The organism is Kitasatospora sp. NPDC001539 (assembly GCF_040298565.1).
GTDB lineage: Bacteria > Actinomycetota > Actinomycetes > Streptomycetales > Streptomycetaceae > Kitasatospora.
The window spans coordinates 1-1,676 of the sequence record NZ_JBEPAK010000475.1 but is presented as its reverse complement, the minus strand read 5'-3'; the positions used below and the strand labels follow the sequence as shown (position 1 = coordinate 1,676).

Genomic DNA, 1,676 nt, shown 5'->3' with positions numbered 1-1,676 from the left:
GCGGGACCTCCGGTCGCATGGCGGATGAGGGGGCGTCCTCCCCGGGTAAGCGGGAGCTGCTTCGATCGCAGGGCGGATGTGGGCATCGCCGACGCTGTCCTACCAGTACAAGCGACGCTCACAGGCGGCTCGGCTCATCAGTTGGCGTCACCCTCATGCAGCTGTGCTGGAAGCCGCGGGGGCTCGGGGACGCGTCGGGGACCAGGCGTCGCTCACCACCGTCCCTATGGTGTTTTTGGGTGCAGGAACAGCGCGGGCTGTCTATCGCCTGACGTGCAGCGATGGCCACGCCCGGACGACTGCGGGTCCGGAGCAACCTCTCCGCGCGGGGGGACTGGGCCTGGCGTGTCGACGCGTTGAAGACTCGGAACCTCGTCGACCAGTCCAAGTACCGAGCAGCCTCGAGTAGGCGCGGCTGCTCCGTCGTACCGGCCGGCGGAGGCGACCGTACCGCGCTCCTCCCCGTACAGGCGGGGCTGCTCCTCTTCCTTGGGGAGCCTGCACCCCGTTGTCACAGTCCTCCCCGTAAGAACGGGGCTGCTCTGGGGCCAGTCGACCACACGAATCACCCTCGTCACCTATCAGCGCCCCACCCTGCGTCGGCGAATGCTCGGGCGTTCGGGTACGAGCTCAGAATCCCCGTTGTAGGTTTGGCCCTGTCATCAGCGCGGCCCGCCGGGCTTCCCTCCAGGGACATGCCCCCACCCGCACGAGTCACTTCGTGCTGCCTGGGAGCATGTCTTGCTGTTCCGCGACTCCGCATCCGCGGTCGCTGCCGAGAGCTTGGCCGGATCACTGTACGTGCGTCTCATCGACCAGTTCGTTCACAAGCACGGCCGCAAGCCGAGCCCGTCGGAGGTGCGCTCCTGGGAGCGGAGCATCCCGGTCTTGACCAATGCTCTGCTGGACGCTGGGCTCGGCATGGTGGAGGTGCTGCTCGAGTACTCACTGCCGCTCAACAGCAAGCGCGCGGACGTCATACTCGCCGGCGTGAACCCGGGCACGGGCGATCCGTCGTACGTGGTGGTCGAGCTCAAGCAGTGGAGCAGCGCGCTTCCGGAGGACGGCGAGCCGCTGCTCTGCCGGGTCGACGCCTACGCCCGGCCCGTGCTGAACCCGATCGAGCAGGTCCGCGGCTACTGCGACTACCTGATCTCCTTCAACGGGGCGCTTGCTGCCCATCCCGAGCGGTTGTCCGGTGTGGCCTTCCTTCACAACTCGACGGAGTTCGGCGTTCAGGGCCTGTACGAGGTGCCGCAGGACGATCGCGGCCGGCTCTTCACGGCCGAGCGCCGCGGGGAGTTCATCCAGTACCTCCAGTCGAAGCTGAAGCCGGTCTCCGGCGCGGAGGCGGCGGACCAGTTGCTCGCGGGCAAGGTGGCGCCGTCCAAGCAGTTGATGGCGGTTGCCGCCGAGGAGGTCCGTGAGCGCGAGCAGTTCGTGCTGCTGGACGAGCAGCGGGTCGCCTACGAGCTGGTGCTGCGCGCGGTCCGCCGGGCGCAGCGGTCCGACCACAAGGAGGTCGTCGTCGTCGCGGGCGGCCCCGGTACCGGGAAGAGCGTCATCGCGCTGTCCCTCCTCGGTGATCTGTACCGGCGCGGCGTCACGGCCCTGCACGCGACCGGGTCCAGCTCGTTCACCACCACGATGCGTCGGACGGCCGGGGCGCGGAAGAA

The 1,676-nt window shown here is 68.6% G+C and carries 1 protein-coding gene; it reads left to right on the top strand.

Annotation, left to right across the window (positions count from 1 at the left end; all coding sequences use genetic code 11):
* Positions 1–741: 741 nt before the first annotated feature.
* Positions 742–1,676, top strand: a 935-nt coding sequence (locus ABT247_RS33385) for a DNA/RNA helicase domain-containing protein (RefSeq protein ID WP_350750352.1), incomplete at its 3' end; no start/stop codon positions are given.